Origin of the sequence: Paracidovorax avenae ATCC 19860 (genome assembly GCF_000176855.2) — a bacterium.
GTDB lineage: Bacteria > Pseudomonadota > Gammaproteobacteria > Burkholderiales > Burkholderiaceae_C > Paracidovorax > Paracidovorax avenae.
The window spans coordinates 4997624-5014598 of sequence record NC_015138.1; the positions used below are offsets into that span (position 1 = coordinate 4997624).

Annotated in this window: 14 protein-coding genes; 6 read left to right on the top strand and 8 right to left on the bottom strand. The window is 69.3% G+C overall.

Features of this window, described 5'->3' with window-relative positions; genetic code table 11:
• Positions 1–155: 155 nt before the first annotated feature.
• The 3 genes from ACAV_RS21685 (at position 156) to ACAV_RS21695 (ending at position 4289) form a co-directional block, all read left to right on the top strand.
• Positions 156–2222 carry an ATP-dependent helicase gene (locus ACAV_RS21685; RefSeq protein WP_013596721.1) on the top strand — a complete coding sequence of 689 codons (2067 nt, stop codon included), beginning with the start codon at positions 156–158 and terminating at the stop codon, positions 2220–2222.
• A 137-nt stretch (positions 2223–2359) separates the two neighbouring features.
• The gene (locus ACAV_RS21690) at positions 2360–3613 is read left to right on the top strand and encodes a phospholipase A (protein WP_013596722.1); all 1254 of its coding nucleotides are present in this window, start codon (positions 2360–2362) and stop codon (positions 3611–3613) included.
• Positions 3614–3890: 277 nt separating this feature from the next.
• Positions 3891–4289, top strand: a complete 399-nt coding sequence (locus tag ACAV_RS21695; RefSeq protein WP_013596723.1) for a hypothetical protein — start codon at positions 3891–3893, stop codon at positions 4287–4289.
• Between the two features lie 269 nt (positions 4290–4558).
• Here the strand turns inward: ACAV_RS21695 and ACAV_RS21700 are convergent, their stop codons facing one another.
• Complete coding sequence (locus ACAV_RS21700; protein ID WP_013596724.1) at positions 4559–5053, bottom strand: universal stress protein; 495 nt, start codon at positions 5051–5053, stop codon at positions 4559–4561.
• 113 nt (positions 5054–5166) lie between these two features.
• Here ACAV_RS21700 and tgt point away from each other — a divergent pair, with 113 nt between their 5' ends.
• Entirely contained in the window at positions 5167–6339 is a 1173-nt protein-coding gene (gene tgt / locus ACAV_RS21705; protein ID WP_041828845.1) for a tRNA guanosine(34) transglycosylase Tgt, read from the top strand.
• Between the two features lie 98 nt (positions 6340–6437).
• Positions 6438–7127 (top strand): glutathione S-transferase family protein, encoded by a 690-nt coding sequence (locus tag ACAV_RS21710; protein WP_013596726.1) that lies wholly within the window; start codon positions 6438–6440, stop codon positions 7125–7127.
• 23 nt (positions 7128–7150) lie between these two features.
• Here the strand turns inward: ACAV_RS21710 and ACAV_RS21715 are convergent, their stop codons facing one another.
• The 7 genes from ACAV_RS21715 to ACAV_RS21745 all read right to left on the bottom strand — a co-directional run bounded on the left by ACAV_RS21715 (position 7151) and on the right by ACAV_RS21745 (position 15020).
• Positions 7151–8029 carry an SDR family oxidoreductase gene (locus ACAV_RS21715; protein ID WP_013596727.1) on the bottom strand — a complete coding sequence of 293 codons (879 nt, stop codon included), beginning with the start codon at positions 8027–8029 and terminating at the stop codon, positions 7151–7153.
• Positions 8030–8134: 105 nt separating this feature from the next.
• Entirely contained in the window at positions 8135–9700 is a 1566-nt protein-coding gene (locus ACAV_RS21720) for a chemotaxis protein CheW (RefSeq protein WP_013596728.1), read from the bottom strand.
• Positions 9697–11808 (bottom strand): methyl-accepting chemotaxis protein, encoded by a 2112-nt coding sequence (locus tag ACAV_RS21725; protein ID WP_013596729.1) that lies wholly within the window; start codon positions 11806–11808, stop codon positions 9697–9699. The genes ACAV_RS21720 and ACAV_RS21725 overlap by 4 nt, the downstream gene beginning before the upstream one ends.
• 160 nt (positions 11809–11968) lie before the next feature.
• Positions 11969–13033 carry a zinc ribbon domain-containing protein gene (locus ACAV_RS21730; protein ID WP_013596730.1) on the bottom strand — a complete coding sequence of 355 codons (1065 nt, stop codon included), beginning with the start codon at positions 13031–13033 and terminating at the stop codon, positions 11969–11971.
• Positions 13034–13088: 55 nt separating this feature from the next.
• Positions 13089–13931: a DUF2145 domain-containing protein gene (locus ACAV_RS21735; RefSeq protein ID WP_013596731.1), complete on the bottom strand. Its 843-nt coding sequence runs from the start codon at positions 13929–13931 to the stop codon at positions 13089–13091.
• Between the two features lie 11 nt (positions 13932–13942).
• Entirely contained in the window at positions 13943–14449 is a 507-nt protein-coding gene (locus ACAV_RS21740; protein WP_157768803.1) for a hypothetical protein, read from the bottom strand.
• 31 nt (positions 14450–14480) lie between these two features.
• Positions 14481–15020, bottom strand: a complete 540-nt coding sequence (locus tag ACAV_RS21745; protein WP_013596733.1) for a YiaA/YiaB family inner membrane protein — start codon at positions 15018–15020, stop codon at positions 14481–14483.
• Between the two features lie 223 nt (positions 15021–15243).
• On the opposite strand from ACAV_RS21745, the gene ACAV_RS21750 reads away from it, so the two are divergent.
• Entirely contained in the window at positions 15244–16860 is a 1617-nt protein-coding gene (locus ACAV_RS21750) for a hypothetical protein (RefSeq protein ID WP_013596734.1), read from the top strand.
• The last annotated feature ends 115 nt before the right edge of the window (positions 16861–16975 follow it).

Genomic DNA, 16975 nt, shown 5'->3' on the forward strand with positions numbered 1-16975 from the left:
GCCGCATCGGCGCGGGCCGCATTCCCCCGCACAACCCGGCGGCGGACCGCCCCGTTATCATCTGCACCCGCCTCCCGGCCCGGCTGCCCATGCCCGGGCTGGCGGCTGCCCTCGCCCCCACGCTTTCCAGCCCTCCTCCCGTCTCCGCTCGCCGCATGTCCGCCGGTCTCAATCTCGCCCAGCTCCAGGCCGTCCACTACACGGAGGGGCCCTGCCTCGTGCTGGCCGGCGCCGGCTCGGGCAAGACGCGCGTGATCACGATGAAGATCGGCCGCCTGATCGAGACCGGCCTGGAGCCGCGACGCATCGCCGCCATCACCTTCACGAACAAGGCGGCCGCGGAAATGCGCGAGCGCGCGCAGCACCTGATCGGCCGTGCGGCGAAAGACGTGCTGGTCTGCACCTTCCACGCCCTGGGCGTGCGCATGGTGCGCGAAGACGGGCACGTGCTCGGCCTCAAGCCCCAGTTCAGCATCCTCGACGCCGACGACGTGACCGGCATCATCAAGGACGCGGCCGGCGGCACCACCGACATCGCCACCGCGCGCCAGTGGCAGTGGACCATCAGCGCCTGGAAGAACGCCGGCCTGGACAGCGCCCAGGCCCTCGCCCAGGCCAGGGACGACAACGAGCGCAGCATCGCCGTCATCATGCAGCGCTACGAGGAGCGCCTGACGGCATACCAGAGCGTGGATTTCGACGACCTGATCGGCATGCCGCTGCGCCTGCTGCGCGACTTCCCCGAGGTGCGCGCCAAGTGGCAGAAGTCGCTGGGCCACGTGCTGGTCGATGAATACCAGGACACCAACGCCACGCAGTACGAACTGCTCAAGCTGCTGGTAGGCGAGCGCGGCCGCTTCACCGCCGTGGGCGACGACGACCAGTCCATCTACGGCTGGCGCGGCGCCACGCTGGACAACCTCAAGAAGCTGCCGGTGGACTACCCGCAGCTCAAGGTCATCAAGCTGGAGCAGAACTACCGCTCCACCAGCGCCATCCTGCGCGCGGCCAACAACGTCATCCAGCCCAACCCCAAGCTCTACCCGAAGACGCTGTTTTCGGAACTGGGCGAGGGCGAGCCGGTGCGCGTGGTCGATGCCGACAACGAGGAGCACGAGGCCGAGCGCGCCGTGGCCCGCATTCAGAGCCTGCGCGCCACGCTGAACCCGCAGCCGGCCTGGAAGAGCTTCGCCATCCTCTACCGCGCCAACCACCAGGCCAAGCCGTTCGAAAAAGCCCTGCGCAAGGCCAACATTCCCTACAAGGTCTCGGGCGGCACCAGCTTCTTCGACCGCGCGGAGATCAAGGACCTGTGCGCCTGGTTCCGCCTGTGGATCAACAACGACGACGACCCGGCCTTCCTGCGCGCCATCACCACCCCGAAGCGCGGCATCGGCCACACCACGCTGGCCAAGCTCGGCGAGTTCTCGACGCAGCACAAGGTGAGCATGTTCGGCGCGCTCTTCAACCACATGCTCGAGGCCGTGCTGCCGCGCAAGGCGCACGAGAGCGTGCTGGAGTTCGGCCGCTACATCAACTACCTGGAATACAAGGCGCGGCACACCCACGGCGCGGAAGATGCGCGCACCTTCATGACCGACTGGCTGAAGGAAATCGGCTACGAGCAGTACCTCTACGACAGCGAGGACAGCGAGACCGTGGCCGGCGCGCGCTGGACCAACGTGCTCGAATTCTGCGACTGGATGAGCCAGCGCGCGGGCGGGCAGATCGAGGACACCGCGGGCGCCGTGGTGGCCAGGGAAACCAAGAGCCTGCTGGAAGTGGCGCAGACCATCGCGCTGCTGTCCACCATCAGCGAGCGCGAGAAGGACGAGGATCTCGTCGTCCTCTCCACCCTGCACGCCTCCAAGGGCCTGGAGTGGCCGCACGTGATGCTGGTTGGCGTGACCGAGGGCATGCTGCCCTTCAAGCTCGACGACGACGAGGGCCGCCAGCAGAAGGTGAGCGACGACACGCTGCAGCGCCTGCAGGAAGAGCGCCGCCTGATGTACGTGGGCATCACCCGCGCGCAGCGCAGCCTGGCCGTGAGCTGGACGAAGCGCCGCAAGAAGGGCCGCGAGATGGTCGCCGCCCAGCCCAGCCGCTTCATCGCAGAGATGGGCCTGGACAAGAACACCGCCCGCGAAGACCCGCGCGAGAAGCTGCGCGCCCTGCGCGCCGAGTTCGCGGCACGCAAGTCCCCCGCCCCGACGGCACCATGAACCCGCCGCACGCGCCATCCATCCCGGGCGGGCCCCGGGCATCCGGCGGGCGGCAGGCAGAAGCACTTCATCATCATCCACGCCAACCGGATGGGCCGGTGGGCGTGGGGCAGTTGCGGCAAGGAGATCCGCGGACCATGGACCAACGCACACGACAACCGAAGCCTTTCGTTCGCGCCGCGCAGGCCGGCCGGCCCGCCGCCACCCGCCCGGTGCGGCTGGGGGCCCTGGCGCTCGCGCTCTGCGCACCCGCCGGCGCTGCCCTGGCGCAGCAGCCGCCCGCGCCCTCCGGCGCCGCGGGCGACGCCTGGCGCCGCTGCACGGCCATGGGCAGCGGCGAGGCGCGGCTGGCCTGCTTCGACCAGTGGGCCGGGCAGCAGAAATGGCAGCAGGCGCCGACCGTGGCCGCCGCGCCGTCCACGGGCACGGGCAAGTCCGCCGCGGCCGCGGCAGGGGACAACGCGCCGCCCACGCCGGTGGACACCACGCTGCCGGCCACGCGCGTCATCGACGTGGCGCAGGTGGAGGGCTGCCGCGACGAGCAGTACAGCACGCTCTCGCGCTTCTGGGAGCTGGAATCGGGCAGCGACTGCGGCACCTTCCGCTTCCGCGGCTACCGGCCGATCTCGTTCTCGGTCGTGGCGTCCGACACCGTGAACCGCCAGCCCTCTTCGCCGGCAGCCGACCACACCGCGGCCTCGGCGGTCGATTACCGCACCACCGAAACCCGCATCCAGCTCTCGGTGCGCACCAAGATCGCGCAGGGCCTGCTCACGCAGGGCCACCCGACGCTCAAGGATTCGCTCTGGGTCGGCTACACGCAGCAGTCGTACTGGCAACTGTTCAGCCCGGACATCTCGCGGCCATTCCGCGCCACCGACCACGAGCCGGAGGTGATGTACGTCTATCCCACCGACGCGAAGCTGCCCTTCGGCTGGCGCTGGCGCTACAGCGGCATCGGGCTGGTGCACCAGTCCAACGGCCAGAACCTGCCGCTGTCGCGCAGCTGGAACCGCGTGTACCTGATGACCGGCATGGAGCTGGACAACCGCTGGACCGTGAGCGCGCGCGTCTGGAAGCGCCTCAAGGAAAGCGCCGCGGACGACGACAATCCGGACATCATCGACTACATGGGCCGCGGCGAGGTGCAGCTCGGCTGGAACTACGACCGCGACAACACCCTGTCGCTGATGGCGCGCAGCGCCTTCGGCTCCACCGGCCGCGGCGCCGTGCGGCTGGAATGGATGCGCGCGGTGGGCACGGACCTGGGCGGTCTCAAGAGCAACCTGCGGTTCCACACCGCGCTGTTCAGCGGCTACGGCGACACCATCACCGACTACAACCGCCGGCGCACTGTGCTCAGCGTGGGCCTGAGCCTCGTGGACTTCTGAGGCAGGGCGCGCGGTCCCACCGCCGCGCGCCTCACAACCCGTTACCCTTTGCCCTGGCCAGCGGGTTGAAGCGGCCGGGGCGTGCCGACACAATGGCACGCGCGGCGCACGGCATTCCCAGGCCTTTCGTGTCCCCCTCTCCGCCGCAGCCCGAGCCCCCGCGCCGAAGGCCAGTCCGGCCCTCTTCCGCGGCGCGGATAAGAACGGTTTTCCGGCCCTTTTCCGCGCGATTGCCTGTCCGGGGCCGCTCGACAATGCCTGCTCGGAGGTCGTCACCATGGACATGCAATACCAACTCAAGGCCGGCGCGTACTACCTGTACGACATGCGCGAGGCACCCAGCGCCGTCACCGGCGAGCGCCGCTTCAAGCTCAGGACCGAGACCGTGGCCATCGCGTTCGACCAGCACACCGGCCAGGTGCACCAGCACGGCACGCCCTCGCGCATCACCTCGTGGGCCAACAACACCCGCCGCCGCCTGCGCGCCGCGGGCGCCCTGCAGGCCGCCAACGACATCGTCGTCGTGTCGGGCCCGCTGCCCGTGGACGAGCTCAACAAATGCCTCTGGATCTCCGGCTACTGCCGCCGCATGTTCTCGCGCCTGGCGAGCCTGCCGCACGGCAAGCTGCAGCGTGGCGGCACCGCGCATCCGGATGGGTTCCGCAAGGCGGCATAAACAGGGACATCCCCCTGAGCGGCTTCGCCGCTTCCCCCTTCTCTCGCCGTGCTGCGCCCGCCGGGAAGGGGGACGACGCCAGCGGTCTGGCGAAGCCAGTCCCGCGGCGTCTGCTGGCGTGGCCTGCTCCGCGGCCTTCTGAGGGGTGAGGCCGCTGGCAGCACACAGGGCTTGCCCGATGGGAACCCCCTGCCTCACCAGCCAGTCAGCCAGCCGGGCTCAGCGGCTTTCGCTTCTACCGCCTGGCAGTCATCTCCAGCTTTTCCCACTCACACCGGATCGGGCTCGCCTCCGTCGCCGGGCAGGTCCGCCGGCTGCGTGGCGGCGGTCGTGTCGGGGTGCTTGACGATGGTCACCGGCACGGGGCTCGCGTGCACCAGGGCCTGGGATACGGAGCCCAGCAGGGCGCTGGCGATGGCGCCCTGGCCGCGGGCGCCGATCACGACGAGGCCGCACTGGGTGCGCTCGGCGATGTCCGCCAGCGTGGGGGCGACGTCGCCCACGCCCACTTCGGATTCGCAGGGTACGCCGGCCGCATCGACCAGGGCGCGCGCCGGGGCCATCAGGTGCAGGCCGGCCTCCAGGCTGGCGGCGGCGATGAGGTCGGGGTCGCGCGAGACCACCATCTCGTAGAGGGTGGCGGGCTCCTGCACGTGCGCGAGCACGACGGAGGCCGCGAGGCCCTGGCGCGTGAGCGCGAGCGTGTGGCGCACGGCATCGAGCGAGAGTTCGGAGCCATCGACGGCGACGAGGATCTTGAGCATGTTCGGGAATGTCCTTTCTTCTGGGGGCCGGCCGGAGGGCCGCGAAACGCGGCGCCGCTGCGGGCCAGTGTAGTGCCGGCGCGCAGGCGGCCGTCTGGGACAATCGCCCGATCATGCTTCAATTCGAACTTCTCGCGACCGATCCCGCCAGCCACGCGCGGCGCGGCACGCTCACGCTCAACCACGGGGTGGTGCAGACCCCCATCTTCATGCCGGTGGGCACCTACGGCACCGTCAAGGGCGTGATGCCGCGCAGCCTGCACGAGATGGGCGCGCAGATCATCCTGGGCAACACCTTCCACCTGTGGATGCGCCCGGGCCTGGACGTGATGCAGGGCTTCGGCGGCCTGCACGGCTTCGAGCAGTGGAACAAGCCCATCCTCACCGACTCGGGCGGCTTCCAGGTCTGGTCGCTGGGTGCCATGCGCAAGATCACCGAGGAAGGCGTGCATTTCGCGAGCCCGGTGAACGGCGACAAGCTCTTCATGTCGCCCGAAGTGAGCATGCAGATCCAGACCACGCTCAACTCCGACATCGTCATGCAGCTCGACGAATGCACGCCCTACGAGACCAAGGGCCACAAGACCACCGAGGCCGAGGCGCGCAAGTCGATGGAGATGAGCCTGCGCTGGGCGCGCCGCAGCCAGGACGAATTCCACCGCCTGGGCAACCCCAACGCACTCTTCGGCATCGTGCAGGGCGGCATGTACAAGAACCTGCGCCAGGAATCGCTGGAGCGGCTGGTGGAGATGGACTTCCCCGGCTATGCCGTGGGCGGCGTGAGCGTGGGCGAGCCCAAGGACGAGATGCTGGACATCATGGCCCACACGCCGCACCGCCTGCCGGCCCACAAGCCGCGCTACCTGATGGGCGTGGGCACGCCGGAAGACCTCGTGCAGGGCGTGGCCGACGGCGTGGACATGTTCGACTGCGTGATGCCCACGCGCAATGCGCGCAACGGCACCATCTTCACGCGCCATGGCGACCTGAAGATCCGCAACGCGCGCCACAAGGCCGACCACCAGCCGCTGGACCCGACCTGCACCTGCCACGCCTGCGCGGGCACCGAGGGCGTGGCCTGGGCCGACGGCGGGCGCGGCGGATTCAGCCGCGCGTACCTGCACCACCTCGACCGCTGCGGCGAGATGCTGGGCCCGATGCTCACCACCGTGCACAACCTGCACTACTACCTGAACCTCATGCGGGAGATCCGCGAGTCGCTCGACGCGGGCCGCTTCGGCGAGTTCCGCGTTCGCTTCGCGGCCGACCGCGCGCGGGGCGTATAGGAACGCGCACCTTCCGGGAAGTCGGCCGGGAAACCATCGGCGGGCGGATCGGCCACGGCCTACGCCCTGCGCCGCCGGGACGGCCTTACCATGCGCCCATGCTGACCGTCCACCACCTCGAAACCTCCCGCTCCCAGCGCGTGCTCTGGCTCCTGGAAGAGCTGGGCGTGGCCTACGACCTGCGCCGCTACCAGCGCGACCCGCGCACCCGCCTGGCGCCGCCGGAGCTCAAGCGCATCCACCCGCTGGGCAAATCCCCCGTGATCGACGACGGCGGCGAGATCATCGCCGAGTCCGGCGCGATCATCGAGCACATCGCCGAGCGCTACGGCGCGCAGGCCACGGGCGAGCTGGCCCATCTCGTGCCCCGGCCGGGCACGCCGGAACACCGGCAGTGCCGCTTCTGGATGCACTACGCCGAGGGCTCGCTCATGAACTGGCTCGTGATGAAGCTCGTCTTCAAGACCCTGCCCACGCAGCCCATGCCGTTCTTCGCGCGGCCGGTGGCCTACTCCATCTGCGGCAAGGCGCAGAAGAAGCTGGTGGACCCGAACCTGCTCACGGCCCTCGCCTTCATGGAAGACCACCTCGCACGCCATGCGTGGTTCGCGGGCGATGCGCTCACCATCGCGGACTTCCAGATGAGCTTCGCTGTGGAAGCCGCGATCGCGCGCGCCAGCGGTGCGGTCGAGTTCACCGCCCTGAAGGCCTACCGCGACCGCATCAACGCCCGCCCGGCGTACCAGCGCGCGATCGCGCAGGGCGGCCCGGTGGTGATGGGCGCCTGATACGGTATCGCCGTGCCGGACGGTCAGATGATGGGCACGCCCCCCGTCACCGCCACCGTCGCGCCCGAGATGAAGCTCGCCTGGTCGGACGCCAGCATCACGTAGGCCGGCGCCACCTCGGCGGGCTGGCCGGGGCGCTGCAGCGGCACCTGCTTGCCGAACTCGCGCGCGCGCTCGATCGGCATCGTGGACGGGATCAGCGGCGTCCAGACCGGGCCGGGCGCCACGCAGTTCACGCGGATGCCCTTGTCGGCCAGCAACTGCGCGAGCCCGCCCGTGAAGTTCTGCAGCGCGCCCTTGGTGGAGGCGTACGCCAGCAGCGTCTTGTTGGGCTTGTCCGCGTTCACCGAGACGGTGTTGATGATGGCGCTGCCCGGCGGCATGTGGCGGGCCGCCGCCTTGCTCAGGTAGAACGTGGCATAGACGTTGGTGCGGAAGGTGCGGTCGAATTCCTCGGCCGAGATCTCGTCGATGCTCTCGTGCGCCATCTGGTAGGCGGCGTTGTTGACCAGGATGTCGATGCCGCCCAGGTCCTTCACCGCGCGCTCGATGATGGCATTGCAGTGGGCCTCTTCGCGGATGTCGCCCGGCACGCCCACGGCGCGGCGGCCTTCGGCGGTGACGAGTTCGAGGGTCTTGCGCGCGTCGCCCTCCTCCTCGGGCAGGTAGGCGATGAGCACGTCGGCGCCCTCGCGCGCGAAAGCCAGCGCCACCGCGCGGCCGATGCCGCTGTCGCCGCCCGTGATGACGGCGCGGCGCCCCTGCAGCCTGCCCGAGCCCTGGTACGACGCGGCACCGTAGTCGGGCTGCGGATGCATGTCGGTTTCGGCGCCGGGCGGCGTGAGCGGTTGCTGGTCCTTGAACGGCGGCCGGGGGCCGGCGGTGCGGGGGTCGAGGGGCATGGGTTCTCCTGCAATGCGTCGTACCCCAGTCTGAAAAGCATGCAGGCCCCGGGGTGTAGGAGAAAGCGCCTACAGCCCCGGCCTGGGTTACCAGGAGAAAATGCCTTACGGAAAATCGTGGAGCGATTGCTCCAGCAGCGCGTGCAGCCCCACCTTCCGGCAGGTGACGGCATCGGCCCCCTTTCCCACGGTCAGCATGCGCCCCAGACCGCTGCCCGGGCGCCGCGAGCCCTCCGAAGGCGTGGAGGGCTCGTGTCCGATCTCCGCCGTGGCATCGGCCGCGACCAGCGACACCAGGCTGTCCACCAGGAAGCCGCGCAGCCGCTCGCCGTGCCGCACTACCAGCACCCGCGACTGCGCCGTGGGCCCGGCCTTGGCGCTGCCCAGCAGGGTGCGCAGGCAAAAGACTTCCAGCGGCCGGCCCTTTCGCTCCACCAGGCCGCACATGCCGCTTCCCGCGCCATCCAGTTGCACGGCCGGCGTGGCGTAGTCGAGTATTTCCTCCACCTCGGCGAGCGGCGTGGCGCAGTCGCCCCCGGCCCGATAGACGAGGAACGTGGTGCGGGCACCGCCGCCACGCGCCGCCTGCGGCCCGGCCTGCGTGCCTGCGGCGGCGGGCCGGCTGTCGAGGAAAGCAGCGACGACCGGATGGGCCAGCAGCCCCTCCACCCGCAGCACGGCGGCGATACCGTGTGCCGACGTGCGCATGGCGCCGGCATAGCATCCGGGGTTCAGGCTGGCGCCGGGGCCCAGGGGCACCGTGGCGTCGGGCGTTGCCGTCTCCATGCCCAGCACGGCGTCCGCCTGCACGCCGATGCGCCTCCCTCCGCGCTGCAGCACCATGAGCAGGGGCTTCGACACGCCCGGGGACGGGGCCTGGGCGCCGTCCGGCGCAGCGCGCTCCATGCCGAGCAGCCGCTGCAGATCGACCACCGGCACATCGCAGCCGCGCCATGGCACGAGTCCGCGCAGCGGGCCGCCGGCCGCGAAGAACGCGCGCATGGGCGGCATCGGCAGGATGTCGGGCACATCGGCGAAATCGAAGGCCAGCACCTGGCCCTCCAGGGACGCGAGCGTATGCCGGCGCGTCGCCGCGGCGGCCTGCGCCGGGGCCGCGCCGGGCGCTCCCGCGGGAGGATCCACCGCAGGCGTCACGCCCGGCGTGCGCTCCAGCAAGGCCGGTACCTGCAGTACCGGCAAGGCGCGGCTCGCGGGCTCCTGCGTGGTCACCCAGTGGCCGAACAGGCCGTCCTGCGCGCCGCCCAGGGGCGTGACGGCCGAAGGCGGCACGCGCAGCACGCCCGCGATGGTGTCCACGCCGATGCCCAGGCGGCGGCGGCCATGCGCGACCACCGCCACCTGGCGGCGCCGGCTTGCCGCCCCCGGGGCGGCCGGGGCCACGGCACCTGGCTGCACGCCGTCGCCCGCCGGCGAAAAGGCAGGGGCGACAGAAGGGGACGCGGCAGGAGCCATCAGCCGCTGCAGATCCAGCACCGGAATCAGCCGACCCCGCAGCAGGAACATGCCCGCCATTACCGAGGACGGCTCGGGCAGCGGAAGCAGTTGCTGAGGCATGTCCACCGCCTCGACCAGTTCACTGGAAGCGATGGCGATGTCCTGGCCCGCGGCGCGAACGACTCCGAAGTGCAGCACCGCCGCCCCGGCCGTCATGCCCCCACCCGCGCCGCAGGCGTTGCAGCGTTCGCCGGATCCACGCCGGCGCGCCTTGAAACCCGGGTCAGTTCATCCAGCAACTGGGCGACGCTGCGCGTGGCGGCGGTCTGCGCCTCGGTCGCGGTGTGGATGCCCGCGATGGATGCGGTCGTCTGGTCCACGCCCTGCACGATGCGCTCGAAGTTCTCCGCCGCCTGCAAGGAGATGTCGCCGCCCTGGCGCACGCGCGCCACCGATTCGGCGATGAGCTTGGTGATCTCGCGCGTCGCCTGCGACGACTTCTCGGCCAGCTTGCGCACCTCGTCGGCCACGACCGAGAAGCCCAGTCCGTGCTCGCCCGCCCGCGCGGCCTCGATGGCCGCGTTGAAGGCCAGCAGGTTGGTCTGGTTGGCGATGTCGCCGATCACCTGGATGATGGCGTTGATGTCGTCGGACGATTCCTGGATGGCCTTGGTGGCGTCCAGCGAACGCAGCAGCGTCTGGCTGCCGCGCCGCGCCTCGGCCTGCGTCACGGCGGCCAGCTCGGTGGAGTGGCGGGTGGTGCGCGCGATCTCGCCGATGGTCTCCGTCAGTTGCTGGATCGAGCGGCCCATTTCGGCCACCCGGCTTTGCACCAGTTGCTCGCGCTCGACCTGGCCGCTCACGTCGATGGCGTACTTGATGATCTTCACCGGGTTGTCATCGGGCCCGATGATGGGGTTGTAGGTTGCCTGGATCCACACCGGGTAGCCGTGCTTGCTGATGCGCTTGTACAGGCCCGAATAGAACTCGCCGCGGCTGAGCCGGGCCCAGAAATCGCGGTACTCCGACGAGCGCACGAACTCCGGCTCGCAGAACATCTTGTGGTGCTGCCCCACGATCTCCCGCAGGGTGTAGCCCATCGCGTCGAGAAAGTTGGCATTGGCATGCAGCACATTGCCTTCCAGGTCGAACTCGATGACGGCCTGCGCCCGGGACATGGCATTGACCTTGCCCTCGTATTCGGCGTTGCGCATCTGCTCCGCGGTGATGTCGGTGGCATATTTGACGACCTTCACCTGCCGGCCCTCGCCGTCGAAGATGGGGTTGTACGATGCCTGCAGCCACACCTCGCGCCCGTCCCTGGCCACGCGGCGGTACACGCCGGCCTCGAACTCGCCGTCGCCCAGCTTGCGCCAGAAGTCCCGGTAGGCCGGGCTCGCGGCGTGTTCGGGCTGGCAGAAATGGCGGTGGTGCCGGCCCTGCACCTCGTCCAGCGTGTAGCCCATCGTGTCGAGGAACGCCTGGTTGGCCGCCAGCACCGTGCCATCGAGCGCGAACTCGACCACTGCCATGGAGCGGCCGATGGCCTCGACGCGGCCGGCGTTCTCGGTGTTGCGCTGCTTGGCGTGGGTGATGTCGGTGGCGTACTTGACCACCTTCACGGGCCGGCCGTCCTCGTCGAGGATGGGGTTGTAGGACGCCTGGATCCACACGTCCTGCCCGTTCTTGCGGATGCGGCGGTACTCGCTGCTCTGGAATTCGCCGGCGGCCAGGCGCTCCCAGAATTCGCGGTACTCGAGGCTGCGCACGTGCTCTGCGTCGCAGAAGATGCGGTGATGCACCCCCTCGATCTCCTCGGCGCTGTAGCCGAAGGTGTCCAGGAAGTTCCGGTTGGCCCGCAGGACATGGCCCTTCAGGTCGAACTCGATGATGGCCATGGAGCGGTCGATGGCGTTCATGTGGCCCTCGTGCTCCCGCAGGGCGGCGCGCTGGTCCGACACATCTTCCAGCAGCAGTACGACCTGCCGCACCGCGGCGTCCTCGCCCCGCAGCACGAAGGCCTGCGTGCGCGTCACGCAGTTCCGCTTCCAGCTGCCGAAATGGCGGCCGGTGGCGCTCCGCACCGGCTCCGCGGCATCCGGGGCGAAGCAGGCATCCAGCCATTCCGCTGCCCGCGGAAAACAGCTGCGGTAGTGGTGGCCCACCACATCGCCCTCCGCATGCTGGCTCATCTCGAGAAAGCCGGGATGGACCGCCACCACATGGCCCCGCGCGTCCAGTTCGATGGAAGGCTGCGACGCCCGGATGGCTTGGGCGAAGGCGACGAGCATGTCGCTGGAAGCGGGATCAGGCAGGGAGGACATGGAGGGAGTCTCTGGAGAGGAAAGCAAAAATTGATGCAGCCAGACCCGAATTATTCAAGAAAACATCAATTTACGCAGAGATTCTCTTTTGCATTTCCCTATTTCATTGTTTATTTTTATCATTTATAGCCATTGTCCTTCGCCGGTTCTCCCATCCGGCCTACGGCTCCCCGGCTGCCTGTCCTGCGGTCCGCACGCTGCCGGTTCCGCACGCATGGCAGAAGCGCGCGAAGGCGCTCTTGCGCGTACGGCAGTTTCCACACCGGTCGAACAGCCCGATGCCACAGTGCGGACAGAAATCGATCGTCTCGTTCTTCAAATCGACCGGCCGTTCGCACCCCGGGCACACGCCCTTGGCCAGGCGCGCCAGGGCGACGTCGTAGCTCAGTTCCTCGCGCCGCTGCGCGTCGGGCAGCGCCTCGGCCTGCCGCTGGCGCTCGAGGTAGCGGTTCAGCGCCAGGATGGCGTAGCGCCCCACCAGCACGGTCACCACGATGCCCACGGCATAGCGCACGTAGCCGCCGTAGCTGGGCAGGTAGGGAACGAGTTCGACGAAGAACGCGAACAGCGCGAAAAAGATGAAGCCCCAGACGAACGGCCACCACGTGCTCTGCCGCTTCCTGGCGAACAGCCAGCCCGCGACCAACAGCAGCGGCAGCGTGAGCGCGAGCCGGTAGAGAAACACCCGCAACTCCACCTTGCGCTGGGCCACCCGCATTTGTTCGTAGCCGGCCGCCTCCATCTGCTCCAGGCGCTGGCGCGCGGCGGCCGCGGCCTGCCGGGCATCGAGCGCGGCCTGCTGCTGGGCCTCCACCGACCGCTGCGCCTGCCGCTCGCGGGCCTTCAAGGCATCCAGTTCCTGCGTGCGGGCCACCACCTCGGGGTTGTGCTCCGACTGCTGCGTGGCGCTGCGCGTGGCGATCCAGTTGTTGAAGCTCTCGTGCGCCGCCTGGCTTTCGCTGCGCGCCTTGCTGCGCTGCAACTGGGCCTGCTCCAGCGCGGCCTGCGCCTGCCGCTCTGCCCCGTCGGACGCGCGCACTTCGTTGCGCAGCGCCTCCGCGGCGGTCCGGTCCAGGAAATCATCGAGCTGCAGCGGCGCTTCCACGCGCGGCAGGTCTCCCACCAGCGTGCCGCCCAACCCGATGAGGAAACTGGCGAACACCAGCGACACCAGCCACAGGCCGCGGCGGAACCACTTTTCGGACAGGCGCAGGGATTTGCCCATGTCGGACTCCTTTGGTTGATCCATTCGTTCGAAGAGGGCACCGATCATGCGGTGCTCAGGGAGAGCGGTCCAGCGAGAGCGTGGATACGTCCGAGCCCAGCCCGGCCCGGGGCATCCATGCCAGCACGGAATCGACGGTGACGGTCGCGATGCGGTCGGCGAAGCGGTCACGGGGCGGATGGTCGTCGAAGGCCACGTTGGCCGCGGTGACGCGCCCGCCCAGCCGGGTGAGCGGCCCGATGCGCAGCACCGCGGGCTCGTAGCCCCGGGCGCGCAGCCAGGCCTGCGCCTGGGCGCGTGTGTGGACGGCCCCCGGCTCCATGGCCATCGCCAGCGTCTCCAGCGCCCACTGGTTCGACTGCTGGTAGCGCGTGCCCCAGGCATAGCTCACCATGCTGTAGGCCGGCTGCTGCATCGCGAGCGTGCGTGAGCGCTCGGCCAGCACCGCGGCCAACCGTGCCTGCACCTCGGGCGCGGGCACCAGCCACACGGCCTCGTGCCGCCACAGGTCGTCCAGGAAGAATTCGCCCAGGCCCTGGCGGTAGAGGGACCCCACGGCGGTGCCGCAATCGTTGAGCTTGTGCGCCACGCGCCACAGGCCCTCGGGCGTGCGGTAGGCCCAGCCCATGTGCGAGTAATGCACGCCGTATTTGGACAGGTCCTGCCCGGCGCGGGCCAGCAGCACGACCCGCGCGCCGGAGCGCTGGTGCTCCGCATCGAGCGCCCGTGCGGTGCGCTCGGCCAGCTGCATGCCGCGTTCGATGGCCTGCGGCGTGGGCTTGCGCGCCTCGCAGGAGCGGCCGGCGTGCGCGGTGGACCCCATCGCCAGCGCAGCAGCCAGCAGGAGCCGGGCTGCGCCCACGGCGGCAGGGCGCAGCATGGTGCGGAAGTGGACCATGGCCGGCACGCTCACAACCGCTCGTTGTGCAGCAGCGCCCGGCCCAGCGCATTGGGCACGAACGCCAGTACCTCGCCCGCTGCCGACAGCACCACGCCCGTGCCGATGACGCTGCAGGTGACGGCGGTGCCCACGCCCGCCGCGATGCCCGAGGCGGCGCGGCCCGCCACCTCCACGCTCACGCGGGCGCCGTCGGAAGCACGCTCCAGCACATAGACCGTGCCGGCGGCCGACGCCTCCACCGCGCGCACCGTGAGCACCGCGCCGGCCACAGAGAGCGCCACGGGCACGGTGGCCACCGCGCCGACAGCCGCGGATCCGACGGACGCCGTTCCCACGACCGACGCCACGGGCAGCATCGACAGCGCGGCAGAAGCATCGCTCTGCGCCCGCGCTGGCGGCGCCGACACGATGGCGGCGCTGGCGAGAGCCAGCCCCGCCAGCCAACGCCCAGCCCCCCACCCACGTGGGGAAGTTGTGACCTGAAGTAGCAGGGATCGGTACAAAAAACGCGACATGGCGGTCTCCCGGACTCAGTTCACGGCGCGGTCAGGACGCTTCGCCAGTGGGCGCTTCCGGCAAGGGAGAGGCCGCGGCCGGAGCCTGCATCGCTTCGCGGCGGCCCAGCAGCCGTGCTTCGGCCAGGTCGGCCTCGTGGCGGTCGCGCAGCATCTTGGCCAGCGTGAAGGCCGTCGTCAGCAGGTAGAGCCAGCTCACGCCCAGGAATGCCTTGTAGGTAGGGGAGATCTCCATGTCCAGCAGGCCCCATCCCGTCAGCCCCACCGCCACGGCGAAGCCGCCCCAGACCACCAGCTTGAAGAGCGGCGTATCGCCCACGCCACGCCGCGCGGCGGCCTGGTTGTCGCGCACGAACTTGGCGAGCATGAACACCGCGGAGAGGCAGAAGACGTAGCCCATCACCATGAAGATCTGCTCCAGCCGCTCGCCCGGCAGCCAGGCCAGGCCCACGGCGCAGCAGAACGCGGCGATGCCGAACGACACCCAGACCTGCAACTGCCAGGCGGCCGTATCGCGCTGGACCAGGGGCGTGGAAGACGAGGCAGGGGAGGAGGCGGAAGGACGTGGCATGGAAGCGGGGGCTCGCGGCCCGTGGTGGAACATGGGCGGCATCATGTCCACCGCGCCGGCAGGCCGGCTTCAAGAAGCGGCGCAGTGGCAGGGGCTTGGACGACTGGTATCGCCAGGCGATACTTTTTTACGGAATCTCCCATCGACCTCCCGTTTGCACGACAGCGCCGCCTCCGTTAGCTTGCGCCCTTCACAAAGACAACGCTTCCGGAGAAGACACCCGATGCCTGCCAAGCCCCTGCTGCCCTTCGTCCCACGCGCCGCTGGCGCACTGCTCTGCGGCTTCGCCGCCTCCGCCCTGGCCGGGGTCATTCCCGGCACCGGCACCGCGCCTTCGGCCTCCCAGCTGGGCGCCACGGACGCGGTGGCAATGCAGCGCTCGGCCAGCCACCGGGGCCATGTGCTGCTCACGCCCTACTTCACGGCCCAGAACGGACAGGCGACGGTATTGCATCTCGTCAACACGGACCCTGACAACGGCAAGGCGATCAAGCTCCGCCTGCGCGGTGCCGCCAATGGCGACAGCTTGTTGTCCATGACCATTCTGCTCAAACCCGCAGACATCTGGACCGGCGCGATTACGGCAGGCGCGGACGGGCGCGCGCAAATCACGACGACCGATGAATCCTGTACCGTGCCCCGGCTGGCCACTGGCGTTCCGCAATCGCTCGGGACCGACCGCCTCAATCCCGCGCTCTCGCAGGCCGAGCGCGCCAACCAGACGCGCGAAGGAACCGTAGAGGCCATCCTGACAGCCGACATCCCCCAATACAGGCGCAATGCGGACGGAAGCATTGAGTCCCCACTGTCGAAAGCCCTCAATCCGGTCTATAAGCGAGACTGCAATGATCCGGCACTCGATGCTGCAACGCTGCAGGACATCGGCGACGAAGCCACCGCCGCCGCTCTGGGCTTCGCAACGCCGTCGGGGGGTATCAGCGGCACCTGGTACATCATCGATGTTCCGGGCGCCACCACGTTTTCCTCGGCCATGACGGCATTGGAGGCCGTCAACGCAGCAGAGCAGCCAGCGCGCGGCAATTACATGCAGTTTCCGGCCACGGAGCAGGCCATGGACCAGCCCGAGCGTTACACGTCCGATCCGCTGCTGGTTTCGGCCATGCTCTCCGGCCGCGTGAAAAGTGTCGACGGCGTGGTGTCGGAACCTACGGCCACAGCCGTGGTGCAAGCCCGGGCGTACGATTTTCCCGATCTCTCCACCCCCTTCCGGCTGCCTGCATCGCCGGCAAACGCAGCCCGCACGGCATACGAGGTGTCGCGCGCGTTGACAGCCACTGAAATTTCCAATCAGTTCTCGGTGGAAAAGTCGATTTCCGCCCAAACCGACTGGGTCTTCAGCATGCCAACGACGCGCTACAGCGTGGGCATGGACTACACGACCAGGCAGCCCACCTACTCAGCCGTCCCTCCGGCTGGAGAGGGGCCGCAACAAGTCCACTCACAAAACACCACCGTTCAAAACAATCGGGTGTGCTTCGGCTACGCGCTCTTTTATGACTACACGCGCGCTGGCAAACAGGGCATTGGCAACACGGTGGGCACGAAGTTTTGCGGCGCTGCCACCGTCGTGCCGATCCATCAGCGCGACCTTACCACCACGTCCACGCCGTCGATGCTGTCGGCCTCCGTCGCGCTGTGGCCGCGGGAACTGCCGAATTTCCTGGAGACGACTGGCTGGGCACGAGTGGTACCCGGAGCTGACGTGGCACCGGTGATAGGACATGCCTTCATCAAGCTTGTCAACCCATCGGTCGCACCCGGCATGGCTGCCAGCTACGGCCTGCTGTATCCCCACATCGTCACCCGCCCGCGACCGTAGCCTGCGGCACCGGCCGGTCGCCGCCCTGCGGATGACCAGCCGGTGCCGCGAATGCATGGGCCGCTCCATGGTCAAGCCCAATCCCATCGGTTAGGCTGCAGCCTCCCATAGGACA

Excerpts from the sequence above, each read along its gene's own strand:
- ACAV_RS21725 (WP_013596729.1), bottom strand. The coding sequence starts at position 11,808 with ATGTCCTCCCTGCCTGATCCCGCTTCCAGCGACATGCTCGTCGCCTTC.
- ACAV_RS21745 (WP_013596733.1), bottom strand. The coding sequence starts at position 15,020 with ATGCCACGTCCTTCCGCCTCCTCCCCTGCCTCGTCTTCCACGCCCCTG.
- ACAV_RS21720 (WP_013596728.1), bottom strand. The coding sequence starts at position 9,700 with ATGACGGCCGGGGCGGCGGTGCTGCACTTCGGAGTCGTTCGCGCCGCG.
- ACAV_RS21750 (WP_013596734.1), top strand. The coding sequence starts at position 15,244 with ATGCCTGCCAAGCCCCTGCTGCCCTTCGTCCCACGCGCCGCTGGCGCA.
- tgt (WP_041828845.1), top strand. The coding sequence starts at position 5,167 with ATGCTTCAATTCGAACTTCTCGCGACCGATCCCGCCAGCCACGCGCGG.
- ACAV_RS21735 (WP_013596731.1), bottom strand. The coding sequence starts at position 13,931 with ATGGTCCACTTCCGCACCATGCTGCGCCCTGCCGCCGTGGGCGCAGCC.
- ACAV_RS21685 (WP_013596721.1), top strand. The coding sequence starts at position 156 with ATGTCCGCCGGTCTCAATCTCGCCCAGCTCCAGGCCGTCCACTACACG.
- ACAV_RS21740 (WP_157768803.1), bottom strand. The coding sequence starts at position 14,449 with ATGTCGCGTTTTTTGTACCGATCCCTGCTACTTCAGGTCACAACTTCC.
- ACAV_RS21730 (WP_013596730.1), bottom strand. The coding sequence starts at position 13,033 with ATGGGCAAATCCCTGCGCCTGTCCGAAAAGTGGTTCCGCCGCGGCCTG.
- ACAV_RS21695 (WP_013596723.1), top strand. The coding sequence starts at position 3,891 with ATGGACATGCAATACCAACTCAAGGCCGGCGCGTACTACCTGTACGAC.
- ACAV_RS21715 (WP_013596727.1), bottom strand. The coding sequence starts at position 8,029 with ATGCCCCTCGACCCCCGCACCGCCGGCCCCCGGCCGCCGTTCAAGGAC.
- ACAV_RS21710 (WP_013596726.1), top strand. The coding sequence starts at position 6,438 with ATGCTGACCGTCCACCACCTCGAAACCTCCCGCTCCCAGCGCGTGCTC.
- ACAV_RS21690 (WP_013596722.1), top strand. The coding sequence starts at position 2,360 with ATGGACCAACGCACACGACAACCGAAGCCTTTCGTTCGCGCCGCGCAG.
- ACAV_RS21700 (WP_013596724.1), bottom strand. The coding sequence starts at position 5,053 with ATGCTCAAGATCCTCGTCGCCGTCGATGGCTCCGAACTCTCGCTCGAT.